At 69.8% G+C, this 26,541-nt stretch carries 29 protein-coding genes; 23 read left to right on the plus strand and 6 right to left on the minus strand.

The features are described from left to right. The first annotated feature begins 132 nt into the window (after positions 1 to 132). The 4 genes from RAMLITH_RS00005 to RAMLITH_RS00020 all read left to right on the plus strand — a co-directional run bounded on the left by RAMLITH_RS00005 (position 133) and on the right by RAMLITH_RS00020 (position 2,336). On the plus strand, positions 133 to 390 hold the full coding sequence (locus tag RAMLITH_RS00005; RefSeq protein ID WP_168105305.1) for a hypothetical protein: 258 nt from the start codon (positions 133 to 135) through the stop codon (positions 388 to 390). 41 nt (positions 391 to 431) lie between these two features. Further along, positions 432 to 905: a DUF6429 family protein gene (locus RAMLITH_RS25515; protein ID WP_202883213.1), complete on the plus strand. Its 474-nt coding sequence runs from the start codon at positions 432 to 434 to the stop codon at positions 903 to 905. A 296-nt stretch (positions 906 to 1,201) separates the two neighbouring features. Beyond that, entirely contained in the window at positions 1,202 to 1,744 is a 543-nt protein-coding gene (locus RAMLITH_RS00015) for a GNAT family N-acetyltransferase (protein WP_238343964.1), read from the plus strand. A gap of 100 nt (positions 1,745 to 1,844) precedes the next feature. Further along, positions 1,845 to 2,336 carry a hypothetical protein gene (locus RAMLITH_RS00020; RefSeq protein WP_168105307.1) on the plus strand — a complete coding sequence of 164 codons (492 nt, stop codon included), beginning with the start codon at positions 1,845 to 1,847 and terminating at the stop codon, positions 2,334 to 2,336. Between the two features lie 27 nt (positions 2,337 to 2,363). On the opposite strand, the gene RAMLITH_RS00025 is transcribed toward RAMLITH_RS00020, so the two are convergent. Further along, positions 2,364 to 3,158 carry an IclR family transcriptional regulator domain-containing protein gene (locus RAMLITH_RS00025; protein ID WP_168105308.1) on the minus strand — a complete coding sequence of 265 codons (795 nt, stop codon included), beginning with the start codon at positions 3,156 to 3,158 and terminating at the stop codon, positions 2,364 to 2,366. Between the two features lie 108 nt (positions 3,159 to 3,266). Between RAMLITH_RS00025 and RAMLITH_RS00030 the strand changes: the two genes are divergently transcribed. From RAMLITH_RS00030 to RAMLITH_RS00050, 5 genes are read left to right on the plus strand one after another with little or no spacing between them, the layout of a single operon-like run. Then, positions 3,267 to 3,968 carry a 3-oxoacid CoA-transferase subunit A gene (locus RAMLITH_RS00030; RefSeq protein ID WP_168105309.1) on the plus strand — a complete coding sequence of 234 codons (702 nt, stop codon included), beginning with the start codon at positions 3,267 to 3,269 and terminating at the stop codon, positions 3,966 to 3,968. Next, positions 3,968 to 4,612, plus strand: a complete 645-nt coding sequence (locus RAMLITH_RS00035) for a 3-oxoacid CoA-transferase subunit B (protein WP_168105310.1) — start codon at positions 3,968 to 3,970, stop codon at positions 4,610 to 4,612. The genes RAMLITH_RS00030 and RAMLITH_RS00035 overlap by 1 nt, the downstream gene beginning before the upstream one ends. Before the next feature lie 18 nt (positions 4,613 to 4,630). Continuing rightward, complete coding sequence (gene pcaF, locus RAMLITH_RS00040; RefSeq protein ID WP_168105311.1) at positions 4,631 to 5,836, plus strand: 3-oxoadipyl-CoA thiolase; 1,206 nt, start codon at positions 4,631 to 4,633, stop codon at positions 5,834 to 5,836. 4 nt (positions 5,837 to 5,840) lie between these two features. Continuing rightward, a complete protein-coding gene (locus RAMLITH_RS00045) occupies positions 5,841 to 6,569 on the plus strand; it encodes an SDR family NAD(P)-dependent oxidoreductase (RefSeq protein ID WP_168105312.1) in 729 nt (242 codons plus the stop codon). Positions 6,570 to 6,609: 40 nt separating this feature from the next. Next, complete coding sequence (locus tag RAMLITH_RS00050; protein ID WP_168105313.1) at positions 6,610 to 7,614, plus strand: Bug family tripartite tricarboxylate transporter substrate binding protein; 1,005 nt, start codon at positions 6,610 to 6,612, stop codon at positions 7,612 to 7,614. A gap of 78 nt (positions 7,615 to 7,692) precedes the next feature. Here the strand turns inward: RAMLITH_RS00050 and RAMLITH_RS00055 are convergent, their stop codons facing one another. Together RAMLITH_RS00055 and RAMLITH_RS00060 are read right to left on the minus strand one after the other, a co-directional pair. Further along, positions 7,693 to 9,639 carry a PI-PLC domain-containing protein gene (locus tag RAMLITH_RS00055; RefSeq protein ID WP_168105314.1) on the minus strand — a complete coding sequence of 649 codons (1,947 nt, stop codon included), beginning with the start codon at positions 9,637 to 9,639 and terminating at the stop codon, positions 7,693 to 7,695. A 220-nt stretch (positions 9,640 to 9,859) separates the two neighbouring features. Next, complete coding sequence (locus RAMLITH_RS00060; RefSeq protein ID WP_168105315.1) at positions 9,860 to 10,771, minus strand: LysR family transcriptional regulator; 912 nt, start codon at positions 10,769 to 10,771, stop codon at positions 9,860 to 9,862. Between the two features lie 50 nt (positions 10,772 to 10,821). Between RAMLITH_RS00060 and RAMLITH_RS00065 the strand changes: the two genes are divergently transcribed. From RAMLITH_RS00065 to RAMLITH_RS00075, 3 genes are read left to right on the plus strand one after another with little or no spacing between them, the layout of a single operon-like run. After that, positions 10,822 to 12,204, plus strand: a complete 1,383-nt coding sequence (locus tag RAMLITH_RS00065) for an acyclic terpene utilization AtuA family protein (protein WP_168105316.1) — start codon at positions 10,822 to 10,824, stop codon at positions 12,202 to 12,204. Then, on the plus strand, positions 12,201 to 12,527 hold the full coding sequence (locus tag RAMLITH_RS00070; protein ID WP_168105317.1) for an AtuA-related protein: 327 nt from the start codon (positions 12,201 to 12,203) through the stop codon (positions 12,525 to 12,527). Before RAMLITH_RS00065 ends, RAMLITH_RS00070 begins: the two co-directional genes overlap by 4 nt. Before the next feature lie 32 nt (positions 12,528 to 12,559). Continuing rightward, positions 12,560 to 13,528 (plus strand): Bug family tripartite tricarboxylate transporter substrate binding protein, encoded by a 969-nt coding sequence (locus RAMLITH_RS00075; RefSeq protein WP_168105318.1) that lies wholly within the window; start codon positions 12,560 to 12,562, stop codon positions 13,526 to 13,528. A gap of 40 nt (positions 13,529 to 13,568) precedes the next feature. On the opposite strand, the gene RAMLITH_RS00080 is transcribed toward RAMLITH_RS00075, so the two are convergent. Beyond that, positions 13,569 to 14,831 (minus strand): phospholipase D-like domain-containing protein, encoded by a 1,263-nt coding sequence (locus RAMLITH_RS00080; protein WP_168105319.1) that lies wholly within the window; start codon positions 14,829 to 14,831, stop codon positions 13,569 to 13,571. Between the two features lie 115 nt (positions 14,832 to 14,946). Then, positions 14,947 to 15,390, minus strand: coding sequence for a VOC family protein (locus RAMLITH_RS00085; RefSeq protein WP_181017722.1), 444 nt, complete (start codon positions 15,388 to 15,390; stop codon positions 14,947 to 14,949). A 187-nt stretch (positions 15,391 to 15,577) separates the two neighbouring features. On the opposite strand from RAMLITH_RS00085, the gene RAMLITH_RS00090 reads away from it, so the two are divergent. The 5 genes from RAMLITH_RS00090 to pdxA all read left to right on the plus strand — a co-directional run bounded on the left by RAMLITH_RS00090 (position 15,578) and on the right by pdxA (position 19,555). Further along, the gene (locus RAMLITH_RS00090) at positions 15,578 to 15,976 is read left to right on the plus strand and encodes a hypothetical protein (RefSeq protein WP_168105320.1); all 399 of its coding nucleotides are present in this window, start codon (positions 15,578 to 15,580) and stop codon (positions 15,974 to 15,976) included. Between the two features lie 66 nt (positions 15,977 to 16,042). Further along, the gene (locus RAMLITH_RS00095) at positions 16,043 to 16,429 is read left to right on the plus strand and encodes a cytochrome C (protein WP_168105321.1); all 387 of its coding nucleotides are present in this window, start codon (positions 16,043 to 16,045) and stop codon (positions 16,427 to 16,429) included. A gap of 64 nt (positions 16,430 to 16,493) precedes the next feature. After that, the gene (locus RAMLITH_RS00100) at positions 16,494 to 17,318 is read left to right on the plus strand and encodes a phosphodiesterase (RefSeq protein WP_168105322.1); all 825 of its coding nucleotides are present in this window, start codon (positions 16,494 to 16,496) and stop codon (positions 17,316 to 17,318) included. A gap of 36 nt (positions 17,319 to 17,354) precedes the next feature. Beyond that, positions 17,355 to 18,548 (plus strand): four-carbon acid sugar kinase family protein, encoded by a 1,194-nt coding sequence (locus RAMLITH_RS00105; RefSeq protein WP_168105323.1) that lies wholly within the window; start codon positions 17,355 to 17,357, stop codon positions 18,546 to 18,548. A gap of 14 nt (positions 18,549 to 18,562) precedes the next feature. Continuing rightward, complete coding sequence (gene pdxA / locus RAMLITH_RS00110) at positions 18,563 to 19,555, plus strand: 4-hydroxythreonine-4-phosphate dehydrogenase PdxA (protein ID WP_181956242.1); 993 nt, start codon at positions 18,563 to 18,565, stop codon at positions 19,553 to 19,555. A gap of 340 nt (positions 19,556 to 19,895) precedes the next feature. Here pdxA and RAMLITH_RS00115 read toward each other — a convergent pair whose 3' ends face one another. Then, positions 19,896 to 20,534: a class I SAM-dependent methyltransferase gene (locus tag RAMLITH_RS00115; protein WP_168105324.1), complete on the minus strand. Its 639-nt coding sequence runs from the start codon at positions 20,532 to 20,534 to the stop codon at positions 19,896 to 19,898. Positions 20,535 to 20,782: 248 nt separating this feature from the next. Here RAMLITH_RS00115 and RAMLITH_RS00120 point away from each other — a divergent pair, with 248 nt between their 5' ends. The 6 genes from RAMLITH_RS00120 (at position 20,783) to RAMLITH_RS00145 (ending at position 26,516) form a co-directional block, all read left to right on the plus strand. Further along, a complete protein-coding gene (locus RAMLITH_RS00120; protein ID WP_168105325.1) occupies positions 20,783 to 22,813 on the plus strand; it encodes a penicillin-binding protein 1A in 2,031 nt (676 codons plus the stop codon). A gap of 157 nt (positions 22,814 to 22,970) precedes the next feature. After that, the gene (locus RAMLITH_RS00125) at positions 22,971 to 23,672 is read left to right on the plus strand and encodes an aspartate/glutamate racemase family protein (protein WP_168105326.1); all 702 of its coding nucleotides are present in this window, start codon (positions 22,971 to 22,973) and stop codon (positions 23,670 to 23,672) included. A gap of 91 nt (positions 23,673 to 23,763) precedes the next feature. Further along, on the plus strand, positions 23,764 to 24,345 hold the full coding sequence (locus RAMLITH_RS00130; RefSeq protein ID WP_168105327.1) for a DUF2889 domain-containing protein: 582 nt from the start codon (positions 23,764 to 23,766) through the stop codon (positions 24,343 to 24,345). 85 nt (positions 24,346 to 24,430) lie between these two features. Beyond that, a complete protein-coding gene (locus RAMLITH_RS00135) occupies positions 24,431 to 25,075 on the plus strand; it encodes a glutathione S-transferase family protein (protein ID WP_168105328.1) in 645 nt (214 codons plus the stop codon). A 123-nt stretch (positions 25,076 to 25,198) separates the two neighbouring features. Then, entirely contained in the window at positions 25,199 to 25,681 is a 483-nt protein-coding gene (locus tag RAMLITH_RS00140; protein ID WP_168105329.1) for a J domain-containing protein, read from the plus strand. A gap of 46 nt (positions 25,682 to 25,727) precedes the next feature. Next, positions 25,728 to 26,516 (plus strand): SDR family oxidoreductase, encoded by a 789-nt coding sequence (locus tag RAMLITH_RS00145; RefSeq protein ID WP_168105330.1) that lies wholly within the window; start codon positions 25,728 to 25,730, stop codon positions 26,514 to 26,516. Positions 26,517 to 26,541 lie beyond the last annotated feature (25 nt).

Below are 26,541 nucleotides of genomic sequence, written 5' to 3' on the forward strand. Positions count from 1 at the left end.
AGGCTGCCAGAATCGGCTGGAGATCAAATCGGCGCCCCGAGCGAGCATGACCGCGATGCAATTCCTGTTCGATCCAATCGCCCACTTCGCTGCGGCCGCGAAGGCGGTTTTTGCACAGCCTCGTTAGACCGCATGGACACCCTTGTTGGCACCGCGATAGAGGTTCTCCTGGCCATAACTGGCCGGTTCGCGGTTTGGTTGTTCTCGCTCGGACGCTGGCGGGCGGAGTCGCTGGATGGTGAAGAGGGACGCATCTATGGAGCGGCCGGTGCTCTCTCGTTTATCCGTGAAGGCCGCCGTGTGATTACAGCCACAGGGCAGCTCTTTGCCGGGATTTTGTTTTGCGTCTTTTTCGCGGGGTTGGGGATGCTGTATGCCGTCTTGGTCTGACAGATCCTTCAACGCGCCGGTCAACTCCGTCGTCATGCGCCATGAGTGAAGGGGGCACAAGGCCGGAGAGCGAGTTCGCGGCGTACGTCGAGGCCGCAGAGGACCGCCTCGCCCGCCGCGGGGGTCCTGTCGCGGAACGGTTGCGGGTCGCCTATGAGCAGGTGAAGTCACGCTTCGAGGATGATCTGGGGCAAGACCGGGATCTCACTGTTTCTCGGGCCGCTGCCTTGATGCTCGTGGAAGCCGTCCTGCGCATGGCCGGGGTTGTCGCTGCCGAAGATGGGAATACTGGAACTTCCGTCATTGACGAAATGGCTTTGATCGTTGCCGCGGAGACCCTCCACGACGAGGTACGGGTATGGAAGACGATCGACTACTCGATCACTGAACGCTGGCAGCAGCTTGGCTGGATAGAAGATCCACGCGGAAGTGCCAAGTCGCTCGTCCTGACTCCCGAAGGGCTTCGTCGAGTCCAAGCAGCCCGCGACAGGCTGGTGAAGGGACGTGCAGCATGAGTGCTCGAAAGCGCAATTCCACTGGCACCCACTGGTGCTCAACTATGTTGGTCTCGCGTTCGGTGTCCGCCTCATGCTGGCGCTTCGCAGGGACATGGGCGCGCGTTCGTGAGGTCAACGGATCATTCGATGCGCATACGCAGCGGCATTGCCGCCCGCGCCGACGGGATCCATGTCGCTGGATGAGGGAACAGCCTTCCGGCGGCGAGCTGTCCGGAAAGGATTTCCTATGGCCGCTTTTCGCGCGCAAGCGGTGAGCCATGCCGAACCCATTGTTGCTTGAGCCGTCGCCCACCTTGGCCACCGCGCGCCTGATCCTGCGCACGCCGGCGCCCGGCGACGGGCCGCAGGTGTTCGAGGCGGTGGCGGAATCGCTGCAGAACCTGCGCAGGTACCTGGCATCCCTGCCTTGGGTGGCGGCCGAACCCTCCGTGGAGGCGTCCGAGATCTTCTGTCGCAACGCCCACGCGAATTTCCATGCGAGAAAGGACTTTCCGTACCTGATGCTCGAAGCGGACACCGCTCGCCTCGTCGGTGTGTGCGGGCTGCACCGGCCGGAATGGAACACACCGAAACTCGAGGTCGGCTACTGGTGCAGGACGTCGGCGCTCGGCAATGGCTACGTCACCGAAGCCGTGCAGGCCGTCTGCGCGCATGGGTTCGAGCGGCTGGCGGCCGCCAGGCTCGAGATCCTCGCGGACAGGGAGAACCTGCCGTCGCGTCGTGTCGCGGAACGCTGCGGGTTTGTCCTGGAGGGCACGCTGCGCTCGGAACGGCGCGACCCCCACGGCTCGCTGCGCGACACCTGTATCTATTCCCGGTTGCGGGACGAGCGCTGAGGGCAGCGCGATGACACGCCGGTCGGCCCGCACCGCGATGGGGATGGCGCAAGTCGGGTGGCGCGGCGCGCATCCGGATTGACGAGCGAGGTCTCCTTCGATGCATGACACACGGGTCACGCTGAAACTCGCAGGCCGCGCGCTCGCCGCGTTCCTCGTCGGTATCCTGCTGGTCCGCGCCGTCCTGCTGGTGATCGCGCTGGTGGCGGCCGCGCCCGGGCTTCGCTCGCTCATCATGGGGATCAAGGCGTCCGGGCTGCCGCCACCTGAAACGTTCTACGTGCTCACCAATTTCCTGCCGGCACTGTTGTCCTCGTTCGTGGCCGGTTGGGCGATGTTCCGCTTCCTGCGCGGCAGCAGGTGGGTTCTGTGGGTCGCGGCCGCTGCACCCTGGGTGCTGCATGCCCTCGATCTCCATGTCGATCTCTGCCAGGGGACGGACGTCGCCTGTTTCGGCCCGTACGGTATCGCGGGGCTGGCCGTGGTGCCGCTCGCGCTGCTGCTGGCGGCGATGATTTCGAGGCCGCCGCGCGCCGGCGGACGATGGGATAGCGAATTGCGGGAGCAGCACGGGGCGGCGCGACAGGCCTGACGCCGAGGGAGCGGCGGCCTTGGCCCGCTAGGTCTGTCCCAGCAGCCGCGAGATGGACTGCGCCGCCGCCAGCAGGGGCGGCAGCATCTTCTCCTGCATCTGGCGCGCGCTGGTGCGGTTCGCCTGGCCGCTGACGTTCAGGGCCGCGACGACGCGGCCGCCGCGGTTGGTGATCGGCGCCGCGATCGAGACCAACCCTTCTTCCAGTTCCTGGTTCACCTGGGCCCAGCCCTGGCGCCGCGCCTGCTGCACCTTGGCCAGCAGCGCCGCCGGATCGGTGATGGTGTGCCGCGTGTGCTGCACCAGCGGACCGGCCGCGAGGCGACGCATCACTTCTTCGTCGGGCAGTCCGGCCAGCAGCACCCGTCCCAGCGATGTGCAGCAGGCCGGCAGCCGCGAGCCGACGCCCAGCGCGATCTTCATGATCTTGCGCGTGGGGACGCGCAGCACGTAGACGATGTCGGTGCCGTCCAGCACGGCGGCGGAACACGATTCCTTGACCTGGTCCGCCAGCGCCTCCATCGCCGGTTCGGCCAGGTTCCACATCGGCATCGACGAGAGGTAGGCGAAGCCCAGGTCAAGGATGCGGGGCGTCAGCGCGAACGACTTGCCTTCGCTTTCCACGTAGCCGAGCGTCTGCAGGGTCAGCAGGATGCGGCGCGCGCCGGCGCGGGTGAGCCCGGTGGCGGTGGCCACCTCGGTCAGCGTCTGGCGCGGTGCCGCGCCGCTGAACGAGCGGATCACGTCGAGGCCGCGCGCGAACGACTGGACGTAGCTGTCGCCGGGCTTGAGGGGGGCGTCCTGGGTTGCCGGGGGTGGCATTTGCTCTTAGAATTCAATACGCGAACAATTGTTCGGTATTAGAACAAATGTCCCGCAATCCTGGCAAGTGCCGCGCGGCGGCGCCGGCCATCCAAAGGAACCATCCCGATGATCGACAAGATCGCGGCCTCGATCGACGAGGCGCTGCAGGACGTGCCGGACGGCGCGACGGTGATGATCGGCGGCTTCGGCACCGCCGGCATTCCCAATGAACTGATCGAGGGCCTCATCCGCCAGGGCGCCCGCGACCTCACCATCGTCAACAACAACGCCGGCAACGGCGACCATGGCCTGGCCGCGCTGCTCAAGACCGGGCGCGTGCGCAAGGTCATCTGCAGCTTCCCGCGGCAGGTGGACAGCCATGTGTTCGACGAGCTGTATCGCAGCGGCAAGCTGGAACTCGAACTGGTGCCGCAAGGCAACCTCGCCGAGCGCATCCGCGCCGCCGGCGCCGGCATCGGCGCGTTCTTCTGTCCGACGGCGTTCGGCACCGAACTCGCCAAGGGCAAGGAGACGCGCGAGATCGGCGGCAGGCAGTACGTGCTGGAGTACCCGATCCACGCGGAGCTCGCGCTGATCAAGGCGGAGGCGGGCGACCGCTGGGGCAACCTGGTGTATCGCATGTCGGCGCGCAACTTCGGCCCGGTGATGGCCACAGCGGCGAAGAAGACCGTGGCCACGGTGCACCGCATCGTCGAACTCGGCGAACTGGATCCGGAGGCGATCGTCACTCCCGGCATCTTCGTCAACAAGATCGTGAAGATCGAGCGCGTCGCCACGAAGGCGGGCGGATTCAGGAAGGCAGCGTGATGGGGTACCAGAAGCGCACCAAAGAACAGCTGGCCGCGCGCATCGCGCAGGACATCCCGGACGGCGCGTACGTCAACCTGGGCATCGGCATGCCCACCCACGTGGCCAACCACATCCCGGCCGGCCGCGAGGTGATCCTGCACAGCGAGAACGGCATCCTGGGCATGGGCCCGGCGCCGGCCGAGGGCCAGGAAGACTACGACCTGATCAACGCCGGCAAGCAGCCGGTGAGCCTGCTGGCCGGCGGCGCGTTCTTCCACCACGCCGACAGCTTCGCGATGATGCGCGGCGGCCACCTGGACATCTGCGTGCTGGGCGCCTTCCAGGTTTCGGCCACTGGCGACCTCGCCAACTGGAGCACCGGCGAGCCGGGCGCGATCCCCGCCGTGGGCGGCGCGATGGACCTTGCGATCGGCGCCAAGCAGACCTGGGTGATGATGGACCTGCTCACCAAGAAGGGCGAGAGCAAGGTCGTCGAGCGCTGCACCTATCCGCTGACCGGCATCGCCTGCGTCAAGCGCATCTACACCGAGCTGTGCACGCTCGCCTGCACGCCGCAGGGCCTGAGGCTCATCGACGCGGTCGAGGGCCTGAACCACGCCGAACTCGAACGGCTGGTCGGCCTGCCGATCGCCGCCGCCTGACCCCTCCGGAGAACTTTCATGACCCGACAAGCCTTCATCTGCGACGCCATCCGCACGCCGTTCGGCCGCTACGGCGGGGCGCTGTCGTCGGTGCGTACCGACGACCTGGCCGCCATTCCGCTCAAGGCGCTGATGGCGCGCAACCCCAAGGTCGACTGGCAGGCCGTCACCGACGTCATCTTCGGCTGCGCCAACCAGGCCGGCGAGGACAACCGCAACGTCGCCCACATGGCCTCGCTGCTGGCGGGCCTGCCGGTGGAAGTGCCAGGCGCCACCGTCAACCGCCTGTGCGGCTCCGGGCTGGACGCGGTGGGCACGGCAGCGCGCGCCATCAAGGCCGGAGAAGCCACGCTGATGATCGCCGGCGGCGTCGAGAGCATGAGCCGCGCGCCCTTCGTCATGCCCAAGGCCGACAGCGCCTTCTCGCGCAACAACGCGGTGTACGACACCACCATCGGCTGGCGTTTCGTCAACAAGCTGATGAAGGAGAAGTACGGCGTCGACGCGATGCCGGAGACCGCCGAGAACGTGGCGGCCGACTACAAGATTGAGCGCGAGGCGCAGGACCGCATGGCCCTGGCCAGCCAGTTGAAGGCCGTGGCGGCGCAGCAGGCCGGGTTCTTCGAAGGCGAGATCACGCCGGTGACCATCGCGCAGAAGAAGGGCGATCCGATCGTCGTCAGCCGCGACGAGCATCCGCGCGAGACCAGCCTGGAGGCGCTGGCCAGGCTCAAGCCGATCGTCAGGCCCGACGGCACGGTGACCGCCGGCAACGCCAGCGGCGTCAACGACGGGTCGTGCGCGCTGCTGCTGGCCGACGAGGCGAGCGCCGCCAGACACGGCCTGACGCCCAGGGCGCGCATCGTCGGCATGGCCACGGCCGGCGTGGCACCGCGCGTCATGGGCATCGGCCCGGCGCCGGCGACGCAGAAAGTGCTGGCCCTCACCGGAATCAAGCTCGAGCAGATCGACGTCATCGAGCTCAACGAGGCGTTTGCCGCGCAAGGCATCGCCGTCTTGCGCCTGCTGGGCCTGAAGGACGACGACGCGCGCGTCAATCCCAACGGCGGCGCGATCGCGCTGGGCCATCCGCTGGGCGCCTCTGGCGCGCGGCTGGCGACCACCGCCGTCAACCAGTTGCACCGCACCGGCGGGCGCTACGCGCTGTGCACCATGTGCATCGGCGTGGGGCAGGGCATCGCGGTGATCCTCGAGCGCGTCTGAGGCGATGGGCAAGCAGGAAATCACCCTGGTCACCGGCGGCAGCGCGGGCATCGGCCGCGCCATCTGCGAGGCGCTGCTGGCGCAGGGCCGCAGCGTGGTGAACGTCGACTACCGGCTGCCGGAGTGGAGCCACCCGGCGCTCACCTCGCTGCAGGCCGACCTGACGGACGAGGCGCAGACACGCGAGCGCGGCGCCGAGATCGCGGAGCGATTCGCGATCACTGCGCTGGTCAACAACGCCGGCGCCACGCGGCCGGGCACCATTGACACGCAGACGGTCGCCGACCTCGACTACGTCGTGGCGCTGCATTTCCGCGCGACCATGCTGCTCACGCAGGCGGCGCTGCCCGGCTTGCGCGCCTGCGGCCACGGGCGCATCGTCAACATCGCGTCGCGCGCCGCGCTGGGCAAGACCGAGCGCATCGCCTATTCGGCCACCAAGGCGGGCCTGGTCGGCATGACCCGCACCATGGCCATGGAACTGGGTGGCGACGGGATCACCGTCAACGCGGTGGCCCCGGGGCCGATCGCCACGGAACTGTTCATGAAGAGCAATCCGCCGGACGCACCGCGAACCCGCAAGATCATCGACAGCATCGTCGTCAAGCGCATCGGCCAGCCCGATGACGTGGCCCGCGCGGCGCTGTTCTTCCTGTCGCCGGACAACGGCTTCGTCACCGGGCAGGTGCTGTACGTCTGCGGTGGCACCACGCTGGGCCTCGCGCCCGTCTGACGGCCGTTCCCTTTCTCCAACCATCGCCAAAGGATCCTCCATGAAGCGAATCTCCGGTTCCCGCCGCGCGTTCACCGCCGGCACCCTCTCGCTGGCCGCCGTGCTGGCCGGCGGCCTCGTCGCTGCCACGCCCGCCGCCGCGCAGAACTATCCGAGCAAGCCGATCACGATCGTCGTGCCGTTCCCGGCCGGCGGCACCACCGACATCCTGGCCCGCATCGTCGGCCAGGGCCTGTCCAAGGAGCTGGGGCAGCCGGTGGTGATCGACAACCGCGGCGGCGCCGGCGGCAACATCGGCGGTGCGCTGGCCGCGAAGGCCCCGGCCGACGGCTACACGCTGTTCATGGGCACGGTGGGGACGAACGCGATCAACGCGGCGCTGTACAAGAAGATGCCGTTCGACCACATCAAGGACTTCCAGCCGCTGTCCCGCGTGGCGATGGTGCCCAACCTGCTGGTGGCGCATCCCGCGCAGCCGTTCAAGACCGTGAAGGAACTGATCGCCTACGCGAAGGCCAATCCCGGCAAGCTGAACTTCGCTTCGTCCGGCAACGGCACCTCGATCCACCTGTCGGGCGAGCTGTTCAAGACCATGGCCGGCGTGGACATGGTCCACGTGCCGTACAAGGGCAGCGCTCCCGCCGTCACCGACCTGATCGGCGGCCAGGTCGCCATCATGTTCGACAACATGCCGTCGGCGATCCAGCACGTGCGCACCGGCAAGCTCAAGCCGATCGCCGTGACCACGGCCAAGCGCTCGCCCGAGCTGCCCGACGTGCCGACCATCGCCGAAGCGGGTGTCCCCGGCTACGACGCCACCTCCTGGTTCGGCCTGTTCACGACGGCCGGCACGCCGGCGCCGGTGGTCGCGAAGGTGCACGGCGCCCTGATGAAGGTGCTGGCGGACGCCGAAGTGAAGAAGCAGATCGCCGGCCAGGGCGGCGAGCCGATTGCCGAGAAGCCGGAACAGTTTGCCCAGTTCATCGCCGCGGAAACGGCGAAATGGGCCAAGGTGGTGAAGGCCTCGGGCGCGTCGCTCGACTGAACGTCCAGCCGGCGGGAGAAGCGGCTCAGGCTGCCGCTTCTTCCTGCACCGTCCCGCCGGTCCGCCGGCGGCGGCGAGTCACTTGTTCAGCCGCCGGACCGCGTCCACGAAATCGTCGCTGACGGCGTCCTGGATCACGATGTTGAGCTTGCCGGAGCGCCAGCCGGGCAGCCAGCCCAGCATCTCGGCGTTCACCTGTTCGGCCAGTTCGACCAGCGTGCCAGGCGTGTTGGTCGCATCGAGGTACGTCTGGTTGAAGTCGGCCAGCTTCTTCCTGGCGTCTGAAAGTGCGGTATTCGCGTTGCCGAGGGCCGAACTCTCCGTCGACTTGGTCGCCTCGTAGCCAGAGATCAATCCGTTGGCGATGGCGATCTGTCCTTCGCGCCACTTGCGGCCAGGATAGTCCCAGAAGTACGGGTGGTCGTCGATCCAGTCCTGGAGTTCCTGGATGTGATTGCGGTTCTCCCGGATCTTCTGGTCGAGCCACGCGATGTCCCCCTGGCGGCTGCTGATCGCGCTTTCCAGGCCCGCGATCTTCTCGTTCGCGGCTCGCACGATTTCCGTCATGACCTCCTCCGGCGTTTCCAGCGAGAAGAACACCCGCGAGTAATACGCCACGTCCGGCGTCGCGATCGTCTGGAGCACGAAGAAGCTGCCGTCGGACAGCAGCGGGCGATCGTTGCGCAACCGGTCTTCCAGCACCGTCTTCACCTCGGCCGTCGTCGGCTTGTTCGGCCACCACTTCGTGCCGCCGGGCGTCCCGTAACGCCACAGTTTCGGGTCGGCGGCGGCATGGTCGTCCTGATAGATGCAGACCACCTGCCACCCGTTGCCCTGGATGCCGCCGACGGTGTACTGGTTGGCCTTCGGATTGGCGGCGCCGGCTTCGGCCGGACGAGGCACCAGCCGACCTTCGAACGCCGTGTTGATGCGCGCCATGAGGGTCGCGTGATGCGCGTCCGACATCGCCGTGAAATGGCTGATGTCGAGGATCACCACTTCCTTGGGATGTGCCGCCAGGAACCTCGCGACGTCGTCGATCATGTTCAGGATGCTGCCGCCGTACAGCGAGTGCACGATGAGCAGGTCGTCGCCGTTTCCGTTGTCGGCCGCTCCCGGCCGCAGGTCGAAATACCGGACGCCGGTATTCAGTTGCTCGGTGATGGACCTGCTTTGGGCCCGGGCGAAGCGGGCCATGAAGGTGTTGACCTGTGGGGCGAGCGTCGCGTTGGCGAGCAGCATCTTCTTGAAATCCGGCAGCTGGTCGAGCGGCAGGTCAGGCGAGAACGGCGCGCCGTCGGCAATGGAGTACGTGCCGGCGTCATGGCTTCCCGGGATCGCCAGTTTCGTGAGCGGGATGTCGCGCAGGGTGTCCGACATCTCCGTCATCCAGTACGCGAACGGCATTCCCCCGGGACTGAGCGCCCACCGCTCCGCGTCCTCGAACCTCATCTCGGCCTCCCTGGATGCGGGTTGGCCCGCATCGCGGGTCGAGAGGAAGGTAGTGCACCCCTGGCAGCCCCACATCTGGGTGATGATCATGTGGGCGCCGAAGGTCACGTTCGCGGTCGACTTCAGGTTCGACGCGTCCTGGAATTTCATGTCGGTCCAGAACGGAGGCAGCCAGGCCGACGCGTTGTTTCCCCAATCCGGGACGAAGTAGCCCTGCCAATGCGGTGAATAGAGCCGCACCGGGGCGTTGAACGTGACCGTCGCCGTCGAGTTCGGGTCATCGGCGTTGATGATCTTCCACCGCTCGGTGGTCTGGCATTGCGGGACTGTCGTCACCACCGGAAAGGCGGAACCGCTTTCCCTGGCCGCCAGACAGAGGTCCCACCGGACGGACCTGATCTGCACCTCATCGCCGTAGTGCAATTCAGGCGTGGAATTCCTCGCCGCCCCTCCGAGCAGCGGTCCGCCCGATCCGGGCAACCCGGATTCGGGTTCTGCTTCGTTGGCTCCGCCGCACGCGGCGAGCATCAGGACCATCACCGCCGACAGCACGGCCCACAGGTGCTTGTTCATCTGCGCACTTTCGTTGGAAGAAACGGCCGCCACGCGGGCGCGGGGTCTGCAGCCGCCCGACGACTCGTGGATCGCGGGCAGGCGTGCCAACAGTAGGCGTGGGCTTGCGCATGCACCTTGACGCCCATCAAGGTTGAGCAGACCGACCGCCCGGTACGCGAAGAACCGTGCCCGAGCTGCCCGACGTGCCGCGCGGGGCTTTCTTTCGTCCGCCGGCCCCTTACGGGCGAGCGCGCGCCCGCGCCGTGATGTCGTCGACCATGGCCTGGGCCGCGACCGAGAGCGCCTTCCCCTTGCGGCGCGCGAGGAAGATCGGCCGCACCAGTTCGCTGGCGCGCACCGGCACCGCCACCAGCGCCTCGCGGCGGAAGTGGAAGAGCGTCAGTTCCGGCACGACGCTCACGCCGAGGCCGCGCGCCACCAGCGCCGCCACCGTCGCCAGGTGCTCGGCCTCCAGCCCGGCCGGTCGCCCGAGGCTGCCCGCGCCGGCCGCCTCCAGGCAACGCCGGACACTGCTGCTGCGCGCCAGGTGCACGAAGTCCTCGCCTGCCAGCTGGGGCAGCGTCACGGTGCGCTTGCGTGCGAGCGGATGGTCGGCGAGGCAGACCAGGAAGAAGCGCTCCCGCTTCAGCTCCAGCAGGTCGAACTCGCGGAGATCGCCGCCGGCGGTCACCGCCAGGTCGACGGCGCCGGCGCGCAGGAGGTCGATGCTGCCCTGCGCCAGCGTGTCGAACAGTTGCACCCGCACCAGGGGATTGGCGCAGCGGTAGCGCGCGATCACCTCCGGCATCCACACCGCCGCCACCGAGGGCAGAGCGGCGACCGCCACGGTGCCGACCCGCCGGTGCGCGAGGTCCTGCAGCTGCATCACCGCGTCCTGCAGGTCCTGCCGGATGCGGCGCGCCTCCTGCGCGAACACCTCGCCTTCCGGTGTCAACGTGACCTGGCGCGTCGAGCGGTCGAACAACGCGACGCCCGCGGCGCGCTCGATGCGTGCGATCTTCTGGCTGAAGGCGCTCTGCGAAAGGTGGCAGCGCTCCGCGGCGCGCGTGAAGTGCTGCGCCTGCGCCAGGGCGAGGAACGCGTCCAGGTCCCGCGTCGAGAGATTGATCGAGCGAATGGATGGATCCATCGAATAAATCCATTTTACAGATGGCCCGCGCGGCGGGAACACTGTACGGCATGACTGTCCGGCCCGCCTCGTCCCCGCCCGTCCTGCGCATCGGTTGCGGCGCGGGCTTTTCCGGCGACCGCTGGGATGCCGCCGTGCCGGTGGTGGAGACGCTGGCGGCAGCGGGCGGGCCCGCGGTGCTGATGTACGAAACGTTGGCGGAACGCACGCTGGCGCTGGCCCAGTTGCAGCGGCGCCAGCAGCCGGACGCCGGCTGGGAGCCGACGCTCGAGCGCTTCCTGGAACCGGTGCTGGCCCGCTGCGTGGCCGCGGGGGTCCCCATCGTCGGCAACTTCGGCGCGGCCAATCCGCGGGGCGCCGCCGGCCGGCTCCACGCACTCGCCGCCCAGCTCGGGCTGGGTCCGCTGCGCATCGCCGTCGTCGAAGGTGACGACCTGCTCACGGCACTGCCGGCGGCGTCGCTGCGCGAGTTGCTGCCGGCCGGGCTCGCCGGCCAGCCGCTGGTGAGCGCCAATGCGTATCTCGGCGCGCAGGAGATCGCCGGCGCGCTGCGCGCCGGCGCCCAGATCGTCGTGACCGGGCGCGTCGCGGATCCGGCCCTGGCGCTGGGCGCCATCCTCGCCCACTTCGACTGGCCCGCCGACGCCTGGGACCTGCTGGCCGCGGGCACCATGGCCGGCCACCTGCTGGAGTGCGGCGCGCAAGTGACGGGCGGCTACTTCGCGGATCCGGGCGTGAAGGACGTGCCGCGGCTGGCCGAGGCCGGCTTTCCGATCGTCGAAATGCATGCCGACGGCCGCTTCGTCATCACCAAGGCGGCCGACACCGGCGGCTGCGTGGACCGGCGCACCGTCACCGAGCAATTGCTGTACGAAGTGCACGACCCGGCCGCCTACCTCACGCCGGACGTGACGGCCGACATCAGCCAGGCCGAACTGGCCGAGGACGGCCCCGACCGGATCGAAGTCCGCGGCGTGCGCGGCCATCCGCGGCCGGCCACGCTGAAGGCGACGGTTTGCTACGAAGGCGGCTGGCTCGCCGAGGGCGAGATCTCCTATGCCGGTCCCAATGCCGCGGCGCGCGCGCAACTGGCCGGCGAGGTCGTGCGCGATCGGCTCGTGCACGTGGGGTTGGGCCATGTGCCGCTGCGCCGCGACCTGATCGGCGTGGTCAGCGTGTTCGCCGACGACGCGGGCCGCTGGCTCGAGCAGCATCCCGCGGCGCCGGATGCGCCCGACGTGCGCCTGCGCGTGGCCGGCGCCACTACCACCCGTGCCGAGGCGGAAGCCGTCGCCCGCGAAGTGCTGGCGCTCTACACCTGCGGCCCGGCCGCCGGCGGCGGCGTGCGCACGACGGTCACGCCGCGCCTGGCCAGCGATTCCTGCTATGTCCCGCGCGACTGGCTGCAGCCGCGGTGGAGGTTCGTGCCATGAACGCGCCGAAGACGGTGCTGCTGCATGCGCTGGCCCACGCGCGCACCGGCGACAAGGGCAACCGCTCGTCGATCAGCCTGATCGCGTACGATCCGACCGATTGGCCGCTGCTGGTCGAGCAGGTGACCGAGGCGCGCGTGGCTAGGTTGTTCGCGTTCCGGCGGCCCGGGGCCGTGCGGCGCTATCTGCTGCCGCGCCTGGGTGCGATGAATTTCGTCATCGACGACGTCCTGGATGGTGGCGTCAACGGCGCGCTGAACCTCGACGCGCATGGCAAGACGCTGTCCGCCCTGCTGCTGAGCCTGCCGATCGAGCTTTCCTGACCACCACCTGTTTTCCCGAGGAGACTTTCACCATGCGTATTGCTGTTCGTTGGCTGGCCGCGCTTTCCGCGGCGGTGCTGTGCACCTCGATGGCGTCGGCCCAACCCTATCCCAACAAGCCGATCAAGGCCATCGTGCCGTTCGCCGCCGGCAGCGCCACCGACCAGATCGGCCGCGCCTTCACCAACAAGATGGCGGAGGTCCTGGGCCAGCCGATCATCATCGAGAACAAGCCGGGCGTGAACGGCATGCTCGGCGCCGACGCCGTGGCCAAGGCCGCGCCCGACGGCTACACGATCCTGATCGGCACCAACAGCACCAACGCGGCGCTCAAGAGCCTGATGAAGAAACTGCCGTACGACCAGGACACCGCGTTCACGCCGCTGGGCTACATGGGCTCGGTGCCGCTGATCATCGCCGTCAACAACGACGTGCCGGCCAGGACGCTGCGCGAGTTTGTCGACCTCGCCAAGGCCAAGCCGAACCAGGTGACGTTCGCGAGCGCCAGCACCTCGCAGCTGGTGTCGTCGGAAATGCTGGCCAGCATGGCCGGTATCCAGATGACCAACGTGCCTTACAAGAGCGGTCCGGCGGCGATGACGGACCTGATCGGTGGCCAGGTGAACATGTTCAGCGCCGATTTCGCGGTGATGCTGCCGCAGGTCAAGGGCGGCAAGGTCCGCGGGCTCGCCGTGACGTCCACCAGGCGCTCCGCCGCGATTCCCGAGCTGCCGACGGTCAACGAGGCGCTGGGCCTGAAGGACTACGAGCTGATCGCGTACTTCGCGATGTTCGCGCCGGCCGGCACGCCGCCGGAGGTCGTCGCGAAGCTCAACGCCGCGATCAACGCGGCGGCCCAGAGCAAGGACATCCAGGACAAGTTCGCCGGGATCGGCTTCGTCGTGGAACCCGGCTCCCCCGAGGCGCTGGCGCAGCGCTCGAAGGCCGAGACGGCCAAGTGGGCCAAGGCGATCCGCGACGCGAAGATCGAGCCGCAGTAAGGCGCCACGCCGGCACAGGGATGCCGGCGCGTTCGTGCGCTCACAGGAACTCGTTGCCCAGGTAGAACACGTGGTCCTTGAGCTTGTGCCAGAGGCCGCGCTGCTGCCACCGTTGCAGCTCGATCTCCTCGGCGCGGGCCACGTACTTCTCGAAGATGGCATCGAACTGCGCCGCCAGTTCGCGGTCGAGGATGCCCAGCGTGATCTCGTCGTTCGTCTCGAAGGAGCGATCGTCGAAGTTGCTGGAGCCGACGGCGCTCCAGGTGCCATCGACGGTCATGATCTTCTGGTGCAGCAGCGTGTGCGGGTACTCGAAGAGGCGGACCCCGCAGCGCAGGAGCTTGGCGAAGTTGCGATGCCCGGCATGCTGCACCATCGGGTTGTCCGATCCGCTGGTGGACGGCATCAGCACCCGCACGTCGACACCCCGCTTGACGGCTTCGCCGAACGCGTCGATCGCGTCCGGCTCCGGGATGAAATAGGGGTTCTGGATCCAGATGCGTTCGCGCGCCAGGCAGATCGCCGTGTGGTGCAGGATCTTTACCGCCGGAGCCGAGTTCTCCGGCTTGGCATAGGCCGCGTGCATCAGCACGTCGCCGGCGGGCTCCAGCGCCGGAAAGTACGCGTCGCCGACGAACAGCTCGCCGGTCTCGCCGCACCAGTTCTCGCTGAACGCGCCCTGGATCGTGTGCACGATCGGCCCGTGCAGGTGCAGGCTGACGTCGGCGAAGTGCCGGCCGTCCTCGGCGTTGCCGGCCCATTCGTCCTTGACGCAGTGGCCGCCGACGAACGCCTCGCGCCCGTCGATGATGACCATCTTGCGATGGTCGCGGTCGTTGAGCACCCCCAGGTTGCGCAGCGAGCGTTTGTGGAAGAACGCCACCCGGCAGCCAGCCTCGCGCATCTGGCGGACGGTGGCCTTGCCCGCGCGGCTGCCGCCGGTGGCATCGAGCAGCACGCGCACCTTCACGCCCGAACGCGCGCGCTCGATCAGCGCGCCGGCGACGCGCCGCTCCAGCTCGCCTTCTTCCCAGAGGAAGGTCTCGAAGTGCACCGAGCGGCGGGCGGCGGCGATGCGCTCGACCAGCAAGTCGAAGAACGCGCCGTTCTCGATCACTTCGGCGCGGTTGCCCGCCACCGGCGTGCCGAGCGCCAGGCCGGCCAGCGAGGGCACGAGCTCATCGATGGGCGCGTCGCTGCTGACGCGCAACTGGGGGTCGCGGTGGCGGCGGATCGACCAGATGACGAGCGCCAGCAGCACGACCGCAGCCAGGGACAGGCCGATCCAGAAAGTTGCGCTCATCGGTAGTGGGCTCCTCGCGCCGCCGCAAGCCGAGGCGCAAGCACAGCTTACCGGTGCGCAGCGCGCGGCGTTGTCGGCGGCCGGCCCGTGGCCAAGCCCGACAGGAGCGCGCCGGTTATTTCGCGAACAGCGAGTCCATGTCGGCGAACGCCTTGATCTCGATGGCGTTGCCGGACGGATCGAGGAAGAACATCGTCGACTGCTCGCCCACCTCGCCCTTGAAGCGGGTGTAGGGCTCGATCACGAACTTCGTGCCGGCGGCCTTGAGGCGGTCGGCGAGCTGGTTCCACTGCGGGATCGACAACACGGCGCCGAAGTGGCGCACCGGCACGTCGTGGTCGTCGACCTTGCTCGACTGGCGATGGCCACATTCCCCGGGGGCGAGGTGCGCCACGATCTGGTGGCCGTAGAAGTTGAAGTCGATCCATTCCGCCGAGCTGCGTCCTTCCGGGCACCCCAGCAACTCGCCGTAGAAGCGGCGGGCGGCGGCGAGGTCGTGCACGGGAAAGGCCAGGTGGAACGGGGGCATGGCGGCGGCGGCAGGCAGCAAGGCGGACATCGGACTGGGGGAGGGGTACAGCAGGCGGGGCGGCGGGCCGCCCCGGGCGAAGCGCGGATTATCGCTGCGTCCGGCAGTCGCCGCAGCGGGCGCGGCCGGCGCAGAAGGTGCCTGCGTAGGGAATTTTCTGCCTGTCGCGCTTGACAATTCTCAACGGCATTCCGGCGGTCTTTTCTAGCATTGGCGCATGTCCTTCCTGCTCATCAATCTCGTGGTGCTGGCCGTGGTCGCCGCGGCGGGCGTGCTGGCCTATGCGCAGATGCAGCAGTGGTCCGAAGCCGAGGAGGCGATCGTGCCGGCGCCCGGTATCGATTACGCCGCGTTGCAGGCGCACTGGCGCGGGCTGGCCCCGGCGCGGGACTGGGAGAGCCTGCGGGCCCAGGTGCGGCGCTGGCACGAAGCGGCTGCCTCCAGCGCGGGCCCGGACCGTTGCGAGGAGGTGGCGCGCAACCTCAACCAGGCCGTGTTCCGCTTCGCCGTCCCGGGCGAGCCGCTCGCGCTGGGCCGCACGCCGGTCGACGGCGGTGCCGACCGGCAGGCCGCGGCGTACTGCCCCGCACGCGTGCGCGGCCGCACCCGCCCCTGAAAGCAGCGGCCCCGGCCGCTTGACGCAGCGCATTGGCAGCGGCGCACGCCGGCCTAGCATCGGAACATGAGTTCGCCATCGTTCCGGCGCGGCGTGCGGGTCGCGCTCGCCGTGCTGGGCAGCACCTTCGTGCTTGCCATATCCGCCGCCGACGTTCCGTGGCCCGGTTCGGCGCCGCCGGCGGCGACGGTGCCGGTGCCGAGCCGCGGGGCGCTGCTGTACGACACCCACTGCATCGAGTGCCACACGGCCCAGGTGCACTGGCGCGACCGCCAGCAGGCGCGCGACTGGGCCACGTTGAAGGCCGAGGTCTACCGCTGGCAGGCGGCCGCGCGCCTCGCCTGGACCGACGCCGAGGTGGATGCCGTCACCGGCTTCCTGAACGACACGATCTACCACTTCACGGCGCCGCGGGAGCAGGCGCGCCGCGCGCCGCCGGCCGGGGCGAGGTAGCGGCGGCCCCACGGCCGCTGCGCCGGCGGACAATCGCCGGTTCGTGCCATCGCTTCCGCCGCCAATGAACACCTTGCTCGTCCAGCTCACCGACCTGCACATCCGCGAGCCGGGGCGCCTTGCCTACGGCCGCCTGGACACGGCGCCTTACCTGCGGCGCGCAGTCGCCTCGGTCTTGCGCCTGAAGCAGCGGCCCGACGCCGTCGTCATCACCGGCGACCTGAGCGACTTCGGCCGCCCCGCGGAGTACGGCCACCTGGCCGAACTGCTCGCGCCGCTGACCATGCCGGTGTACCTCATGCCCGGCAACCACGACGACCGCGACCAGTTGCGGCGCAGCTTCCCGGGCCACGCCTACCTGGGGGAAAGCGGTTTCGTGCAGTACTCGGTGCAGGTGGGCGGCCTGCGGCTGGTCGCGCTCGACACCGTGGAGCACGGGCAGAGCCACGGCGCGCTGTGCGACTCGCGCCTGGACTGGCTGGACCGCGAACTCGCGCAGCACGCGCACCAGCCGGTGATCGTGGCCATGCACCATCCGCCGTTCGAGACGCTGATCGGCCACATGGACAAGATCGGCCTGCGCGACGGGGCCGCGGACCTCGAAGCCATTGTCGTGCGCCACCCCAACGTCGAGCGCGTGCTCTGCGGGCACCTGCACCGGTCGATCGACGTTCGCTTCGGCGGCACCATCGCGTCGACGGCGCCCGCCCCGGCCCACCAGGTGGCGCTGGACCTGCATCCGGATGCGCCGGCGGGCTGGATGCTCGAGCCGCCCGGCTTTCGCCTGTGCGCGCTCGACGGCGCCGGCCGCGTCGTGAGCCACCTCGCGGCTGCGGGCGAATTCGAAGGGCCTTATCCGTTCCACGACGGCGGCGCGGTGATCGACTGAAAACGGCCCCCGCAGCGGGGGACGTATATTCGCCGGGTGCCATCCAGCCGACCGCTCCCATTCCTGCGCATCGTTGCCGACGATCTTTCGGGCGCCGCGGATTGCGCCGCCTCCTTCGCCGATGCCCGGCGGCCGATTCCGGTCCACCTGCATGGGCTGCCGCAAGGCCCGTGCTGGGCGCTGGACACCGACACCCGGGCCATGGACGAAACGTCGGCCGTGGCGGAGACGCGCCGCCTGTTCGGGCAACTCGCCGCCGGCGCGGCGCCGCAACTGGTCTACAAGAAGATCGATTCGACCTTGCGCGGGCATGTCGGAGCCGAACTGGCCGCGGCGCTGGCGGCCGCGCCGCAGTTCGCCGCCGCGCTGGTGGCGCCGGCCTTTCCGCAACAGGGACGCACGCTCGACGGCGGCAAGGTGGTGGTGCATGGCCGCCCGGGCTCCGACCTCGTGGCGCTGCTCGAGGCCGCGGGGCTGAAGACGGCCTTGCTGCGTCCGGCTGCGACCGGCGAGCTCCTCCCGTCGATTGCCGCCGCGCTGGCTTCGGGCGCGCGGGCGATCGTGATGGACGCCGCGAGCGACGGTGAACTGGCGCTGGTCGCCGACGCCTTGCTGCAACCGTCGGCGCCGCGCCTGCTCGCCGCCGGATCGGCCGGACTGGCGCGGGCGCTGGCCGCCCAGGACGCGCGCGAACCGGCCGTGGACACGCCAGCCCCCGGGGCCGTGATGACCGTGGTCGGCAGCTTCTCTCCGGCGTCGGCGGCTCAGGCCGCGCAGGTGGAGCAGGGCGGCGACGCGCTCGTGCTGCGCCTGACGGCGGCGCAATGGACCGGCGAGCGGCACGCGGCGCTGCGCGAGGACGCTGTGGCCGCCGCCCGTGCGGCCCTCCTGCAAGGCCGGCACGTGCTGTTCGCCGTTGCCGGCGAGGTCGTCCAGCCGTTCACGCGTTCGCTGGTGCAGGGCATCGCCGCCGCCACCGCGCCGCTGGTGCCGCAGACGACGGCCTGCGTGCTGACCGGCGGTGACACGGCCCGCGCGATGTTCGACGTGCTCGGCATCGCCTGCCTTCAGGTCACCGGCGAGCTCGAACCCGGCATCTCCGCAGGCCTCGCGGCGTCGCAGGTGAGCCGCCGTTTCATCCTCAAGGCCGGCGGCTTCGGCGATGCGCTGGCCCTGCAGCGCGTCATCCGCCGCTTCGGCGCCAACCCGGGCGCACGCGCGCCCTCGTGAAGAAAGAAATCGAGATGGAGCTTCCCATCGTCCTCATCACCATGGGCGATCCCACCGGCGTCGGGCCGGAGGTCATCGTCAAGAGCGTCGACCAGCCGGCGGTCCGCGCCCGGTTGCGGCCCATCGTGGTCGGCGACACGCGCCGCCTGCAGGAAGCCGCGGCGATCGCCGGCGTGCGGCTGGCCGTGCACACCATCGCCGAACCCGAACAAGCCAGGTTCGATCCGGGCACCATCGACTGCCTGGACCTTGGCGTGGTGCCGCCCGGACTGCCGTTCGGCCAGCTCTCGCCGGCCGGCGGCGAGGCGGCCTACCGCTGCATCGAGCGGGCGGTGCGGATCGCGCAGAGCGGCTTTTCCAGCGCGATCTGCACGGCGCCGCTGAACAAGGAGGCGCTGCACGCGGCGGGGCACCGCTATCCCGGCCACACCGAAATGCTCGCCCACCTCACGGGGACGCCCGAAGTGTCGATGCTGCTCGTGGCGCCGGGGCTGCGGGTGATCCATGTCACGACGCACATCGGCCTGCTGGACGCGGTGGCGAAGATCGAGCCGGGGCTGGTCGAGCGCACCATCCGGCGCGGCCACGAACTGCTGGTGCGCGCCGGCATGGCCAGGCCGCGCATCGCCGTGTGCGGCATCAATCCGCACGCCGGCGAAAGCGGCTTGTTCGGCCACGGCGAGGAGGACGCGAAGATCGCCCCGGCGGTGGCCGCCTGCGTGGCCGACGGCCTGGCCGTGCAAGGGCCGCTGCCGGCCGACACGCTGTTCTTCCGCGCGCGGCGCGGCGACTTCGACCTCGTGGTCGCGATGTACCACGACCAGGGACACGGGCCGGTGAAGGTGCTCGGCCTGGAAGCCGGCGTCAACGTCACAGTCGGGCTGCCGTTCGTCCGGACCTCGGTCGACCACGGCACCGCGTTCGACATCGCCGGCACCGGCCGGGCTGATCCCGGCAGCATGGTGGCGGCGCTGGAGCTGGCGGCGGAGTTCGCGCCGCGTCCGTGATCTAGGGAAGCTCTGAATAAATCGCGTCGCGCGCGCTCGAGGCAAGAACGGGATGATTTGTCCGCCAACGTTTCGCAGCCGGTGCTGGACGCACCGGCTGTGGAACTTGGTGGGCAAAGCGCCCGTTGTTGCCCGAGCCCTCCGGGACGGCGCTTTTCCGGGCGCGCGCGCCCAAGGGCGCGCTTCGCATTGGCCGTCAAGGACGCTGCAACCGCCATGGCGGTTGCAGAGGCCGCGTTGCCAGACCAGGCAAGCCGTCCAGGCTTGCCTTGGGGCTGGCGCCTTGCATCTCATCCCGGAAAAGCACCGTCGCGCACGGCGGGATTTGTTCAGAGCTTCCCTAGTGGGGCTGCTTGACCCAGGTGAACACCCGCACCGGCGGCACGTTCACCATCTCCCACTGCTTGTCCGGCTCGCCCAGGTACGGCGTGACGAACCCGGCGACATGGGCGCGCACCTGGTAGGCCACGAACCGGCCACCCGGCCGCAGCACCCGCGCGACCGCGGCCGCGATGCGGTCCGAGACCTCCGGCGGCATGGTCGAGAACGGAATGCCCGAGACGATCGCATCGGGCGCCGGCAGGTGGTGCGCGGCCAGGCAGTCGGCGATCCGCTCGGCGCTGCCGAGCTCCAGCAGCAGCCGCGGATCGGGCAGGCTGGCCCTCAGGTGCTGGTGGAAGTCGGGGTCGAGCTCGATCGCCAGCAGGCGCGCGGGGCCCGGCATGGCCTGCAGCAAGGCGGCGGTGGTGCCTCCGGTGCCGGGGCCGAGTTCGACGACGGTGCGGGCTTCCCTGATGCCGGCCTGGCGCACCAGGCGCTGTTCCAGCCAGCGCGAGCTCGGCACGACCGAGCCCACCTGGGCCGGATTGCGCACGAAACCGCGCAGGAACTCGAAGCTGTCGCGCAGCTGGCCGATGGCGAGGTTGCCGTTGGGCAGCGTTCCCTGGCCGATCGGCCGTCCTGCTCGTGGTTCGTTCATCGTGAGACGTCTGTTGTGGTTCTGGTGACGGCCTCGGGCGGCCACGGGGCCGGCCGGCGGCCCGGACTGCGCGTATTCTGGAGTTGGCGGCTCCTTGCCGGCTGTCGGACAGTTTCGCCTGTGTTGCGCCCGTTGTCGACAGGCCGCCCGGCGCGTCGACGCCGGCCGGAAGCGGCCCGTGACGGCCGCGCGGCGGTCTGGCCGCCGTCCTACACGGCCGTGGCCGGTGCGGCTCTAGGCTCGCGGCCATGACTCCGGCCGTCCGGCGCGCCGCCGACATCGCTGCTGCGCAGTGGCTGCGCGCGCGGGAGGCCGCCCGGCGGCACCCGGTGCGGGCCGCGCTCGTCCTGCCTGGATTGCTGCTGCTGTACCTGCTGGTGCTGGTTCCCCTGACGCCGGGCACGGATGACCTGCGCAAGGCCAAGTCGGAGGTGCCGACCCGGGTGCTCTCCGCCGACGGCGTGGAGCTCGCCGCCTTCAAGCGGCTGAACCGGGAATGGGTGACGCTGGACCGGATCTCGCCCCACGTGGTGAACGCGCTCATCGCGACCGAGGACCACCGCTTCTACCAGCACCACGGCATCGACCTGCGGCGCACCGCCGGCGCGGCGCTGAGCACGCTCTCCGGACGGCGGCAAGGCGGGTCGACGATCACGCAGCAGCTGGCGCGCAACCTCTATCCGGACGAGATCGGCCGCGCGCCGTCGCTGCACCGCAAGGCCAAGGAGGCGATCACCGCCCTGAAGATCGAGGCGGTCTATACCAAGAACGAGATCCTGGAGACCTATCTCAACACGGTGCCGTTCCTGTACAACGCGTTCGGCATCGAGATGGCCGCGCGGACCTATTTCGACAAGCCGGCGCGCCAGCTCGACGTGCTGGAGGCGGCGACGCTGATCGGGATGCTCAAGGGCACCAGCTACTACAACCCGGTCCTGAATCCCGAGCGGGCCCTCGGCCGGCGCAACATCGTGCTGGCCCAGATGGCCAGGCACGGCAAGCTCGGCGGCGCGAAACTGGAGGCGCTGCAGAAGCGGGCGCTGCGCCTCGATTTCGAGCGCCAGGTGGAGCCGCCCGGCCCGGCGCCGCACGTGGCGCAACTGATCCGGCAGTGGCTGATCGGCTGGGCCGACCGCAACGGCTACAACATGTACGCCGATGGGCTGGTGGTGCGCACCACCATCCACTCGAAGATGCAGCGGATCGCCACCCAGGCGGTTGCGCGTCACGCGGCGCAGTTGCAGGCGCTCGCCAACGGCAGTCGAAAGCGCGGCCAGGAGATGCCGGAACTGCAGGCGGGCTTCCTGGCGCTCGACCCGCGCGACGGCCACGTGCGCGCCTGGGTCGGCAGCCGGGATTTCGAGCGCGAACAGTTCGACCATGTTTCGCAGGCGCGCCGCCAGCCCGGCTCCACGTTCAAGCCCTTCGTCTATGGCGCGGCGTTCGTGCAGGGCTTTCCGGCATCGCACACGTTCGTCGACCAGCCCGTGAGCTTCGCTTCGGGCGACGAGGTCTGGACGCCGCGCGACGTGGCGCCGCCCAGCTACGAGCCGATGACGCTGCGCGACGGGCTGGTGCATTCGAGGAACTCGATCACCGCGCAGCTGATGGACAAGGTCGGCCCGTCCAGGGTGGCGCAGCTGGCCCGGGCGATGGGCGTGCGGCAGAGCAAGCTGGAGCTCGTGCCGTCGCTGGCCCTGGGCACCAGCCCGGTCACGCTGCGCGAGATGGTGGCGGCCTACGGCACCATCGCCAACGGCGGCAGCTACATCGAGCCGATCCTCGTGCTGCGGGTGGAAGACCGCACCGGCCGCACGCTGGAGGGATTCGTCGCGCAGCAGCCTGAGCCCGCGCTGCCGCGCGCCAGCGCCTTGACGCTGGTGAACGTGATGCGCGGCGTCATCGACGAAGGGACGGCCACGGCGATCCGCAGCCGCTGGGGCATCCAGGCCGACGTCGCCGGCAAGACCGGCACGACGCAGGACAACAGCGACGGCTGGTTCATCCTCATGCATCCGCAGCTGGTGGCGGGCGCGTGGGTCGGCTTCAACGACAACCGGGTCACCATGGGGTCATGGGGGCAGGGCGCGCGCAGCGCGCTGCCGATCGTGGGCGAGGTCGTCCAGCAGTCGCTGCGGCTGCGCTGGATCGACCCGAAGGTGGAGTTCGACATCCCGCGGCCGCGGCCGAGGGCGCCGCCCGAGCCGGCGCGGGTGCACGACCCCGTGCGCGACTTCGTCAACGACCTCTTCCGGGGCATCCTGCGGCAGTTCCAGTGACGCCGCCTTGGATGGCACCGCCTGCCACGGGGCCTGCCGGGTGCGAGGCACCCCCGGTCGCCGGCCTTGCCCACCAACGTGGAGCGCGCCGCCGGCCGGTGCCAACCAACGTGGCGTGCATCGTGACAAACCCAGCCGCCGCTCCCACAATCCCGACATGACCCGGCACATCGGCATCGTCGCGTGTTCCGCCGAAGGGGCGGCATTGTGCTATCGCACCATCTGCACGGAGGGCGAGCAGTTCCTCGGACGGCACGCGCATCCCGAGGTGACGATGCACACGCATTCGCTCGCGTCGTACATGGAGCGGATCTACGCCGGCGACTGGCCGGGCGTCGGTGAACTGATGTTGTCGTCGGCCCGCAAGCTCGCCGCGGTCGGGGCCGATTTCCTCATCTGCCCGGACAACACGATCCACCAGGCCTTGCCGCTGATCGAGGCGAAGTCGCCGCTGCCGTGGCTGCACATCGCGCGGGTGGTGGCGCAGCAGGCGGCACAGCGGGGCTTCAAGCGGCTGGCGCTGACGGGAACGCGCTGGCTGGTGGAGAGCGAGGTCTATCCGCAGGCGCTGCAGGCGCTCGGGATCGCCTGCGTCCGGCCCACGCCGGCCGAGCGCGAGGAGATCAACCGCATCATCATGGACGAGCTCGTCTGCGGGGTGTTCCGGCCGCAGTCGGTGGCGTACTTCCAGCAGCTGCTGGCCCGCATGAGGGACCCGGAAGGCTGCGACGCGGCGGTCCTGGGTTGCACCGAGATCCCGCTCATCGTGAACGACGCCAACTCGCCGCTGCCGACGCTCGATTCGACGCGGCTGCTGGCGCGCGCCGCGCTGCAGCGGGCGGTGCAGGGCGGCGATTGAGCGGGCGGGCGCCGCGCGGCAGCGCGGGCCTGCCGCGTTCTGAGGGAAAATCGGACGTTTCCGCAGTCTGCCGCCTTGCGGCGCCGCCTCCATGCCTTTGCCTCCCCCGCAGCCCCGCACCCATCTCCATACGCGCCAGGTCGTCTACCGCGGCTACCACCGCGAGGACGGGTTGTGGGACATCGAAGCGGAACTCACCGACACGAAGACCTACGCGCTCGAACGCACCGAGCGCGGCAAGATGCCGCCCGGCACGCCGGTGCATGGCATGGCGATCCGCGCCACCGTGGACGACCACCTGAAGATCCAGGCCATCGCCACCTCGATGGACCACACCCCGTTCGACGAGTGCCAGCAGGGCCACGATCCGATGCAGAGGATGGTCGGCGCCACGATGGGGCCCGGCTGGCGCCAGGCGATCGAGCGCGCGCTTGGCAACAGCAAGGGCTGCACGCACCTGCGCGAACTGCTGTTCAACATGGCGACGGCGGCCTACCAGACGATCCCCGGCTACCGCCACCACCTGCGGCGCCAAGCCGGACTGCCCGAGCCGCAGCTCGAGAAGCCGCCCTACCACGTCGGCCGCTGCATCGCGTGGGACGTCGACGGCGCCGTGGTGCAGCGGCACTATCCGCAGTTCGCGGGCTGGCAGCCGCTCAGGCGCAAGGCCTGAAGTCCACGCGGCCGATGTCGCGTCGGCGCCAGCGGCGCGCGCGCGGCCGCCACTACACTGCCGCGATTTGCCCGAGGAGACACGGATGATCCAGCTGCATGGTTTCGCGGTTTCGAACTACTACAACAAGGTCAAGCTGGCACTGCTCGAGAAGAACGTGCCCTTCACCGAGGTGCACCAGGGCACGCGCAGCACCGACGAGGCGGTGCTTGCCGCGTCGCCGCTGGCCAAGATCCCGTACGTCACCACCGACCAGGGCAGCCTGTGCGAGAGCCAGGCGATCCTGGAATGGCTGGAGGATGCCTATCCGCAGCCGCCGCTGATGCCGGCCGATCCGTTCGCGGCGGCCAAGGTGCGCGAGCTCACCACCTTCATCGACTGGCACCTGGAGATGACGGCGCGGCAGCTGTACGGGTCGGTGTTCTTCGGCGCGCCGCCGCTGTCCGACGGCAACAAGGCGCGCATCCGCCAGGAGCTCGAGAAGAACATCGCCGCCTTCAGGCGCCTGGCGAAGTTCTCGCCGTACGTGGCGGGCGAGCAGTTCACCCAGGCCGATTGCAGCGCGTTCAACAACCTGCCGCTGGTCGGCATGGCGACCAAGGGCGCCTATGGCGAAGACCTGCTGCTGGCCGGCGGCGTCGATTACAAGCCCTACGTCAAGCTGGTGTCCGAACGCGCTGCGGCGCAGAAGGTGGCGGCCGACCGCAAGGCGGCACAGGCCAAGGCCTGAGCGGCCGGGCCGGCAGCGTGCCTTCGAAGCGACAACACGGGCCGCGTGCGCGGCGTGCGGCGCCGCGCGCGCTTGCCTTGCCCACGGAGCCGCTGCTATCTTCGGCGTACTGCGCCGCCGCGAATGACCAGAACGCTTCGCCACACCCACTACGACACCTTGCAGGTGGAACGGGGCGCCTCCGGCGAAGGCGTGCGCGCAGCGTACCGCCGCCTCGCGCAGAAGTTCCATCCCGACAAGCATCCCGGCCGCGGCGCCGCGGCCGTCGTGATGGCGGAGATCAACCAGGCCTACGAGGTGCTGTCGGATCCCGTCCAGCGCAGTGCCTACGACGACTGGCTCGCGGCGCAGGAGGCTCCGGCGGTGTCGGCACCCAGGTTCACGCCGGATCGCTTCGGCTGGGGCGCCTGGCTGGTCTTCGCGACGACCTCGCTGGCCGTGCTCACCGTCGGCTACGTCGTGCTCGCGACCTGGACGCCGGCCACGCCAGCGCCGCCGGCCATGAAGCGTGCCGCGGCGCCGTCCGCAACCGATCTGCCGGGCGGCGTTTTCGCCGTGCCGGCCGTGCACCAGTCCCTCCCGCGTCCGGCGGCGGGATCCCATTGAGCCGGGCCGGCCGCGACAGCGCCGGCGGCTCCCACCTGGAGTTCGCGTGAATCATCCCCGCAAGGTCGCCATCGTCACCGGCTCGGGCACCGGCGTCGGCGCCGCCACCGCCTTGTCGCTCGCCCGGCGCGGCTGGGACATCGTGATCAACTATTCGCGCAGCGAGTCGGAAGCGCGCGCGTCCGATGCCGCCTGCCGTGCCGCCGGCGCCGACACGCGGCTGGTGCGCGGCGACGTGGCGCAGGACGCCGACTGCCGCGCCATCGCCCAGGCGGCCGTGGACGCCTGGCAGCGCATCGACGCGCTCGTCAACAACGCCGGCGTGTCGGTCTTCGGCAAGGACGCCGCGTGGGAGGCGCTCGATGCCCAGGCCTTCCAGCGCGTGCTCGCCGTCAACACGGTCGGCCCGTTCCAGATGGTGCGGGCCTGCCTGCCGCATTTGAAGGCCGCGCGCGGCGCCATCGTCAACGTGTCCTCGGTGGCCGGCTCGCTGGGCATCGGGTCTTCGGTGCCTTACATCGCCTCGAAGGGCGCCCTCAACGCGATGACCCTGCACCTGGCGCGCAGCCTCGCCCCCGAGATCCGCGTCAACGCGGTCTGCCCGGCCCTGATCACGTCGCGCTGGTTCGTCGATGCGCTGGGCGAGGCCGGTTACGAGCAACTCAAGGCGCGCGCCGAGGCCGGTGCGCCGCTGCACCGCGCGTCGACGCCCGAGGACGTGGCGGAGGCCGTCACGTGGCTGGTCGATGGCGCCCGCACGGTCACCGGCGAGCTGATCCAGCTCGACGCCGGGCTGCACCTGGGCGGGCCGGCTCCGCTAGCGCCTGCGCGATAGCAAACTGTTGTCTTTCGCAGTAAGC

The sequence above is a fragment of the Ramlibacter lithotrophicus genome (assembly GCF_012184415.1).
In the GTDB taxonomy this organism is placed as follows: domain Bacteria; phylum Pseudomonadota; class Gammaproteobacteria; order Burkholderiales; family Burkholderiaceae_C; genus Ramlibacter; species Ramlibacter lithotrophicus.

Excerpts from the sequence above, each read along its gene's own strand:
- RAMLITH_RS00095 (WP_168105321.1), top strand. The coding sequence starts at position 16,043 with ATGAGTTCGCCATCGTTCCGGCGCGGCGTGCGGGTCGCGCTCGCCGTG.
- RAMLITH_RS00115 (WP_168105324.1), bottom strand. The coding sequence starts at position 20,534 with ATGAACGAACCACGAGCAGGACGGCCGATCGGCCAGGGAACGCTGCCC.
- RAMLITH_RS00070 (WP_168105317.1), top strand. The coding sequence starts at position 12,201 with ATGAACGCGCCGAAGACGGTGCTGCTGCATGCGCTGGCCCACGCGCGC.
- RAMLITH_RS00090 (WP_168105320.1), top strand. The coding sequence starts at position 15,578 with ATGTCCTTCCTGCTCATCAATCTCGTGGTGCTGGCCGTGGTCGCCGCG.
- RAMLITH_RS00050 (WP_168105313.1), top strand. The coding sequence starts at position 6,610 with ATGAAGCGAATCTCCGGTTCCCGCCGCGCGTTCACCGCCGGCACCCTC.
- RAMLITH_RS00045 (WP_168105312.1), top strand. The coding sequence starts at position 5,841 with ATGGGCAAGCAGGAAATCACCCTGGTCACCGGCGGCAGCGCGGGCATC.
- RAMLITH_RS00005 (WP_168105305.1), top strand. The coding sequence starts at position 133 with ATGGACACCCTTGTTGGCACCGCGATAGAGGTTCTCCTGGCCATAACT.
- pdxA (WP_181956242.1), top strand. The coding sequence starts at position 18,563 with ATGGAGCTTCCCATCGTCCTCATCACCATGGGCGATCCCACCGGCGTC.
- RAMLITH_RS00060 (WP_168105315.1), bottom strand. The coding sequence starts at position 10,771 with ATGGATCCATCCATTCGCTCGATCAATCTCTCGACGCGGGACCTGGAC.
- RAMLITH_RS25515 (WP_202883213.1), top strand. The coding sequence starts at position 432 with ATGAGTGAAGGGGGCACAAGGCCGGAGAGCGAGTTCGCGGCGTACGTC.
- RAMLITH_RS00080 (WP_168105319.1), bottom strand. The coding sequence starts at position 14,831 with ATGAGCGCAACTTTCTGGATCGGCCTGTCCCTGGCTGCGGTCGTGCTG.
- RAMLITH_RS00135 (WP_168105328.1), top strand. The coding sequence starts at position 24,431 with ATGATCCAGCTGCATGGTTTCGCGGTTTCGAACTACTACAACAAGGTC.
- RAMLITH_RS00055 (WP_168105314.1), bottom strand. The coding sequence starts at position 9,639 with ATGAACAAGCACCTGTGGGCCGTGCTGTCGGCGGTGATGGTCCTGATG.
- RAMLITH_RS00125 (WP_168105326.1), top strand. The coding sequence starts at position 22,971 with ATGACCCGGCACATCGGCATCGTCGCGTGTTCCGCCGAAGGGGCGGCA.
- RAMLITH_RS00025 (WP_168105308.1), bottom strand. The coding sequence starts at position 3,158 with ATGCCACCCCCGGCAACCCAGGACGCCCCCCTCAAGCCCGGCGACAGC.
- RAMLITH_RS00075 (WP_168105318.1), top strand. The coding sequence starts at position 12,560 with ATGCGTATTGCTGTTCGTTGGCTGGCCGCGCTTTCCGCGGCGGTGCTG.
- RAMLITH_RS00020 (WP_168105307.1), top strand. The coding sequence starts at position 1,845 with ATGCATGACACACGGGTCACGCTGAAACTCGCAGGCCGCGCGCTCGCC.
- RAMLITH_RS00030 (WP_168105309.1), top strand. The coding sequence starts at position 3,267 with ATGATCGACAAGATCGCGGCCTCGATCGACGAGGCGCTGCAGGACGTG.
- RAMLITH_RS00140 (WP_168105329.1), top strand. The coding sequence starts at position 25,199 with ATGACCAGAACGCTTCGCCACACCCACTACGACACCTTGCAGGTGGAA.
- RAMLITH_RS00130 (WP_168105327.1), top strand. The coding sequence starts at position 23,764 with ATGCCTTTGCCTCCCCCGCAGCCCCGCACCCATCTCCATACGCGCCAG.
- RAMLITH_RS00120 (WP_168105325.1), top strand. The coding sequence starts at position 20,783 with ATGACTCCGGCCGTCCGGCGCGCCGCCGACATCGCTGCTGCGCAGTGG.
- RAMLITH_RS00065 (WP_168105316.1), top strand. The coding sequence starts at position 10,822 with ATGACTGTCCGGCCCGCCTCGTCCCCGCCCGTCCTGCGCATCGGTTGC.
- RAMLITH_RS00100 (WP_168105322.1), top strand. The coding sequence starts at position 16,494 with ATGAACACCTTGCTCGTCCAGCTCACCGACCTGCACATCCGCGAGCCG.
- RAMLITH_RS00035 (WP_168105310.1), top strand. The coding sequence starts at position 3,968 with ATGGGGTACCAGAAGCGCACCAAAGAACAGCTGGCCGCGCGCATCGCG.
- RAMLITH_RS00085 (WP_181017722.1), bottom strand. The coding sequence starts at position 15,390 with ATGTCCGCCTTGCTGCCTGCCGCCGCCGCCATGCCCCCGTTCCACCTG.
- pcaF (WP_168105311.1), top strand. The coding sequence starts at position 4,631 with ATGACCCGACAAGCCTTCATCTGCGACGCCATCCGCACGCCGTTCGGC.